General features: G+C 40.5%; 4 protein-coding genes. 2 read left to right on the plus strand and 2 right to left on the minus strand.

The genetic code is table 11. The features are described from left to right. Positions 1-579: 579 nt before the first annotated feature. Positions 580-1,287 carry a YggS family pyridoxal phosphate-dependent enzyme gene (locus tag BN338_RS07750; protein WP_039760722.1) on the minus strand — a complete coding sequence of 236 codons (708 nt, stop codon included), beginning with the start codon at positions 1,285-1,287 and terminating at the stop codon, positions 580-582. Positions 1,288-1,469: 182 nt separating this feature from the next. Between BN338_RS07750 and leuS the strand changes: the two genes are divergently transcribed. Next, positions 1,470-4,130, plus strand: coding sequence for a leucine--tRNA ligase (gene leuS, locus BN338_RS07760; protein WP_039760728.1), 2,661 nt, complete (start codon positions 1,470-1,472; stop codon positions 4,128-4,130). Next, entirely contained in the window at positions 4,117-4,731 is a 615-nt protein-coding gene (locus tag BN338_RS07765) for an LPS assembly lipoprotein LptE (protein WP_039760730.1), read from the plus strand. Before leuS ends, BN338_RS07765 begins: the two co-directional genes overlap by 14 nt. Here BN338_RS07765 and fsa read toward each other — a convergent pair. After that, the gene (gene fsa, locus BN338_RS07770) at positions 4,728-5,381 is read right to left on the minus strand and encodes a fructose-6-phosphate aldolase (protein ID WP_039760733.1); all 654 of its coding nucleotides are present in this window, start codon (positions 5,379-5,381) and stop codon (positions 4,728-4,730) included. The two genes, BN338_RS07765 and fsa, sit on opposite strands and share 4 nt — an antisense overlap. Between the last annotated feature and the right edge of the window lie 834 nt (positions 5,382-6,215).

A 6,215-nucleotide genomic window follows, 5' to 3' on the forward strand; every position in this document is an offset into this window, starting at 1 on the left:
CCAGCTCCCTTGTGTTGCGACAGCCCTTGGCAATTGAGAGCGTTCATAAGAGTCATTTTTATTCCTTTTTTATACAAATTTTATTCATACACACATCCTGCTTATGATGTGCAAGCAAGAGGTTTTGATTGCTTCAATATAAATAGGTTGGGAATAAGAGAATCTTACGATATTCGGGGCTCTCATTCAAGTTGAATAACGCTAGATTACCATTATAAATCAATGTGTTGCTTTTTATGAGAGATTGTTAGAGGGGGAGAGTAAAGAAGAGCTAAAGTGCGAGAATATGAAAGCCAAAGCAGGGTTTGTCTTGAAATCATTGTAGGGGGTGAGAATGTGCTGGTGAGAAACTTTAGAAGGTGCATTTTTTGCTCATTTTGCTCATAGGGTGGAAAGAGGGGGTGGAAAGACGGGGAGGACAAGGAGAGACGGGTGTTTTTTCTGCTAGAGTTGCTTTTTTATTGATCGTGAGGGGAATATTTTTTCTCATTTCTATTGTTTTTGGCTTGTTCTTAGAGTTTTCAATGGAAATTTATATGAAGGGGGATGAATTTAGAATTTATATGAAGGAAAATTGCTCTACACAGGGCGTTTTCCAAATAAAGCAGAGCCGATGCGAAGAACATTCGAACCAAATTGTAGAGCTGTTTTAAAATCATTGGACATGCCCATGGAAAGCTTTGGAAGACCGGCTTGTTTTGCTAATTTTGCTAGAAGAGCGAAATAGGGACCGGGGTTTTCTTTGAGAGGGGGGATGCCCATAAGACCAATGATATTAAGTCCATAGTTGTTTTTGCATTGAGAAACAAAAGGAATCACTTCTTGCGGTGCTATACCACTTTTCTGCGGTTCTAAGCCAATATTGACCTGAACATAGCAGGGCAGATGCCTTTTTTGTTTTTGCATTTCTTCTGCTAAAATTTTGGCTATTTTTTCACGATCAACCGTTTGAATGATATCAAAAATCTTTACAGCTTCAGCAGCTTTATTGGATTGTAGGGGACCGATGAGATGAAGTTTAATATTTTCAAATTGTTGACGTAATCCGAGCCACTTTTGTGCTGCTTTTTGCACACGGTTTTCTGCAAATTGAGATTGTCCGGTTTGTAAAAGAGGGCGTATATCCTCTATGGAGACAGTTTTTGAAACAGCGATAAGTTCAATTTCTTCCACGGGGCGTTGTAGCTCTTGGCATTGTGCTGCAATGTCCTTTTGAAGGTTTTGCAATGCTTCAATGGAAGAATTATGAAGGGGGGAAGAATTATGAGGGGGCGTGTGTGTATTCATGTTTTTGTCTTTTACCGTTTTTATTCAAGTTTTACTCAAGGGGTGGTTTTTACTCAAGGGGTGGTATTTTTATAAAATACTTAGGGAAATATTTCACGAAAATGTTGACGATGAGGTTAATCCATGGTCAAGCATAATAAAACAAGTTTTTGGTTCAGTTTTATTAAAAGAGTATCATGGGAATGACGATTGAGCATTATAAGATAGGCGAACGCTATAATCCACGTGCGAGAGAAAAAAAATGGCAAGAAATTTGGGATAAAAAGAAAATTTTTCAGACTGTCCAAGAAGATGGTCGTGAGAAATATTATGTCTTAGAAATGTTTCCTTACCCATCAGGGCGTATTCACATGGGGCATGTGCGCAATTATGCCATGGGGGATGTGGTTGCACGCTATAAACGTGCAAAGGGCTTTAACGTGCTTCATCCTATGGGGTGGGACGCTTTTGGTATGCCGGCTGAAAATGCTGCTATGCAAAATAAAGTGCATCCTAAAACTTGGACCTATCAAAATATTGCGGTGATGCGTGGACAATTAAAGCAATTGGGGCTCTCAATCGATTGGACTCGGGAATTTGCCACTTGTGATGTGGATTATTATCATCGACAGCAAATGCTGTTTCTTGATTTTTATCAAAAGGGGTTGGTGGCGCGAAAAGTCGCTAAGGTGAATTGGGATCCCGTTGACCAAACTGTTTTGGCAAATGAGCAGGTTGTTGATGGACGGGGGTGGCGTTCAGGCGCGTTGGTTGAACAGAGGGAATTGACCCAGTGGTTTTTCAAAATTAGTGATTTTAGTGAAGATTTACTTGCGGGGCTTGAAGAGCTTGAACAGTGGCCTGAAAAAGTCCGCATTATGCAAAAAAATTGGATTGGTAAGTCACAAGGCTTGCTGATTCGTTGGGCTTTAAAGTCGGCTGGTGAAGTTGATGATGCAAGGGTTGCTGATGAGATTTGTCAATCTTTTAATGAGGTTGTCTGTTATTCAACACGACCTGATACACTATTTGGCGCTTCCTTTTTAGCGCTGTCTGTTGACCATCCCATTGCTCAAGCTCTTGCACAAAAAGACAAAGCCTTAGCGGCTTTTATCGAAGATTGTCGGTGCGGTGGAACGACAACAGCAGCACTTGAAACAGCCGAAAAACAAGGGTTTCTCACCCCTTTTGTGGCGGTGCATCCTTTTGATGAAACGATGCATATTCCCGTTTATGTCGCTAATTTTGTGCTGATGGAATATGGAACGGGGGTTGTTTTTGGTTGTCCGGCTCATGATCAGAGAGATTTCGATTTTGCGCGTAAATATGGACTTTCGATAAAATCGGTGGTTTTGCCTTTAGGAGTTGAGAAAGAAGATTTTGTCACACCTGAAACGCCTTATGTTGGTGATGGGGTGATGATCAATTCCAGCTTTTTGGATGGTTTAACACCCCAACAAGCCTTTGAAGAAGCAGCCAAAAGGCTTGAAGAACAAATGCTTCATGGGCAGCCACAGGGGGAAAAAACAGTACAATTTCGTTTGCGTGATTGGGGAATTTCGCGTCAACGTTATTGGGGATGCCCGATCCCTATGATCCATTGTACATCTTGTGGGGTGGTGCCTGTTCCACGTGCTGATTTGCCTGTTGTCTTGCCAGATGATGTTACTTTTGATCAACCGGGCAACCCTCTTGTGCGGCATGAAACATGGCAGCATGTTCTTTGTCCTTCCTGTGGTCAACCTGCAACACGTGAAACCGATACAATGGATACATTTGTTGACTCTTCTTGGTATTATGCACGTTTTACCGCTCCTTTTGCATCAGAACCTGTTGAGAAACAAGCAACCGCTGAATGGTTGCCTGTACAACAATATATTGGTGGAATTGAGCATGCGATTTTGCATCTTCTTTATGCGCGCTTTTTTATGCGTGCCATGAAATTGTTAGGTTATGTGAGTGTGGATGAGCCCTTTAAGGGGCTTTTTACCCAAGGTATGGTAGTGCATGAGACCTATCGGGATGGTCAGGGGTGGGTTTCGCCTGAAGAAATTTCCATTGTTGAAAAAGATGGAAAGCGGTGCGCTTATAAATTAACCGATCAAAGCGAAGTGACAATTGGTTTGATTGAAAAAATGTCAAAATCAAAAAAGAATGTTGTGGATCCTGATGATATTATTGCATCCTATGGCGCTGATACTGTGCGCTGGTTTGTGTTGTCTGATTCTCCACCAGAGCGGGATGTTATCTGGACAGAATCAGGTGTTGAAGGTGCACATCGCTTTGTACAACGTGTTTGGCGCCATGTGGCTTTGAGTGCTCCTCTGTTAAGGGAAGTAGCACCTTGTGCGGGGCATCAAGGGGCGGCTTTGGAACTCTCAAAGGTAGCACACCGCACACTTCATGCTGTAGAGGATGATTTGGAAAAATTCGCTTTTAATCGTGCTATTGCACGCCTTTATGAATTCTTGAATATTATAGCGCCATTGCTCAATAGGGTAGCAAGTGTTGATGATGAAATGAAAGCCTCTTTACGTCAAGCTATGGATTTTTTCCTTGCTATGATCGCACCTATTATGCCCCATTTAGCAGAAGAATGCCATGCTGCTTTAGGGGAGAAAACTTTAATGTCTGAGCTTGCTTGGCCTGTTTATGATCCCGCATTAATCGTGGAAGAAAGCTATACTTTGCCGGTACAGATTAATGGTAAAAAACGCGGTGAGGTGACCGTTGCAGCAACAGCAAGTGAGGCGATGATTAAAGAAGCGGTTTTGGCTTTAGATTTCATCCAAGCGCAGCTGGTTGAAAAGCCTATGAAAAGAATTATTATTGTTCCACAAAGGATTGTGAATGTCGTTCTTTAAAAGTTTTCTGCTGGTCGTTTTAGCGGGTGTTTTCACACTGTTGTCTGGATGCAAAGTTGAACCGCTCTACCGTCAAGAGTCACAAAGTTCAAGGGCAATGAATTCCGCTTTGTATGGGGGGGCTATTGTTCATCAGGATTCTATTTCTGGGCAAGTTTCTTTGGGGCTTGCGCAAAAGCTTGCCTCTATTGTGGTGGAAGAGCCTTCGGATCGTTTTGGACAAATGGTACGCAATCATCTACTGTTTCTTTTGTATGGAAATGGTGGTAACCCTTCTTTACCTGCTTATCGATTGGCATTGCAGACATCCGTCCTTATAAGAGAATCGATGCAGATAGAGGTTGATTTTGAAAAAAAGAGAAAGGGACGACCTTCTGTTGGAACTGTTATGAGTAAAGCTTCCTATACCTTGCAGGATATGAAAAATATGCCTGTTGCAAAAGGAACAGCAATAATGAATGCATCTTTTGAGCGATTGCGCCAAGAATATGCAACAATGCAAGCAGAAGAAGATGCAAAAAAGCGTGTGGCAGAAGAGCTCGCTGAACAGATTTTTTTGTTAATTTCAAGAGATCTTTCTCATAAAACTCTGAACCATTAAGCAATATTTTGTCCTGTTTTTTTCCAGTCGTTGAGAAATATTTGCAACCCTTTATCGGTGAGAGGATGCTTGACCAAAGCTTTTAAGATTGCTGGTGGAACTGTTGCAACGTCAGCACCGCTTAGGGCTGCTTCTTTGACATGATTAACAGTGCGGATTGATGCGGCCAAGATTTGTGTTTCAAAGTTATAGTTATCATAAATTGTGCGAATTTCATGAAGGAGTTCACTTCCATTTATTCCGCAATCATCGAGTCTCCCGATAAAAGGTGAAACAAATGTTGCACCTGCTTTGGCAGCAAGTAAGGCTTGATTGGCAGAAAAACAAAGTGTCAGATTTGTTTTTAGTCCTGCTTCTGTAAGGGCTTTACAAGCTTTTAATCCATCAAGTGTTAAAGGAAGCTTGATGCAAATATTGTCAGCAACCTTTGCTAAAACAGCGGCTTCTTTCATGATGTTTTCAAATTCTGTTGCTGCAACTTCAGCAGAAACAGGACCGCTAACGAGGGAACAAATTTCTTTTGTAACATCAAGAATATTGCGTCCTGATTTTAGGATAAGCGAGGGGTTGGTGGTCACACCATCAACGAGGCTTAAATTCTGTAATTCTTGTATTTCTTCAATATTGGCGCTATCCACAAAAAATTTCATCTCTAACCTCTTTTTTTAGCCTTTTTATTCAAAGCTTGTCACATCTTATCCTGTTTTTTGTTATGCGCTATTGTTGATTGCAAAAGCAAGAGCAAGAATGAATATAAAGAACAAAAATGCCATAGTGTTCATTATACATCTACTTTTTGTAAAGAAAGGTCACGTGTTGTTTCTATGCTTATTTCATGGCGTTGCTCATCATAAGGTGTGGGGTTCATTGCGCATTATCATCTTTGTATCTTGGCATCTTTATACCTTGGCATTTTTGTATGATGATATCTTAATAGTTATGGCAATAAGCCAGCATTATCATACAGTTTGCTCATTTCCTATTGGTGATTGTTCTTGATATTTGAGAATTTTTAGAAGACCTCTCTTTTTTTCACGAGATTGACGTTTGGTTTTTCTTGTCGCGTGTCAGTGAATGGATTTTTGTGTCGTAAAACACCATTGAAGAAGATATGCGTTTTACCTATGGCGTTTTTCTGCTTTCAAAGAATTGATTTATAACGAAAAAAAATCTCGTATTGAACGTTTTTATTACGATAAAAATGATTTAATCTTTGTAAATCAATCTGTTAATGATAAATTGAGGGTGAGGTGGAAAGAAAATAAAAGTGTGTATAGTGAGAAGAAGTCACACTATGGGATAGCTTTGTTGAGAGGCATACTTACGATATCATGTTGAATGCTTAATCGTGATGGACTTTATTGACACAGAAGAATGGCGCTGTTTTTTGTTATAGAGGATCACCTTGTGTTCATGACTGGCGTTTTGATGATAGAATGCGTATTAAAAAGAATTTTTGTGAGAAAAATGTTATTTCGTAAAGG

Origin of the sequence: Bartonella queenslandensis AUST/NH15 (assembly GCF_000312585.1) — a bacterium.
Taxonomy (GTDB): domain Bacteria; phylum Pseudomonadota; class Alphaproteobacteria; order Rhizobiales; family Rhizobiaceae; genus Bartonella; species Bartonella queenslandensis_A.

Bases quoted from the DNA above. Each gene is read 5' to 3' on its own strand.
- BN338_RS07750 (WP_039760722.1), bottom strand. From the start codon at position 1,287: ATGAATACACACACGCCCCCTCATAATTCTTCCCCCCTTCATAATTCT.
- leuS (WP_039760728.1), top strand. From the start codon at position 1,470: ATGACGATTGAGCATTATAAGATAGGCGAACGCTATAATCCACGTGCG.
- BN338_RS07765 (WP_039760730.1), top strand. From the start codon at position 4,117: ATGTCGTTCTTTAAAAGTTTTCTGCTGGTCGTTTTAGCGGGTGTTTTC.
- fsa (WP_039760733.1), bottom strand. From the start codon at position 5,381: ATGAAATTTTTTGTGGATAGCGCCAATATTGAAGAAATACAAGAATTA.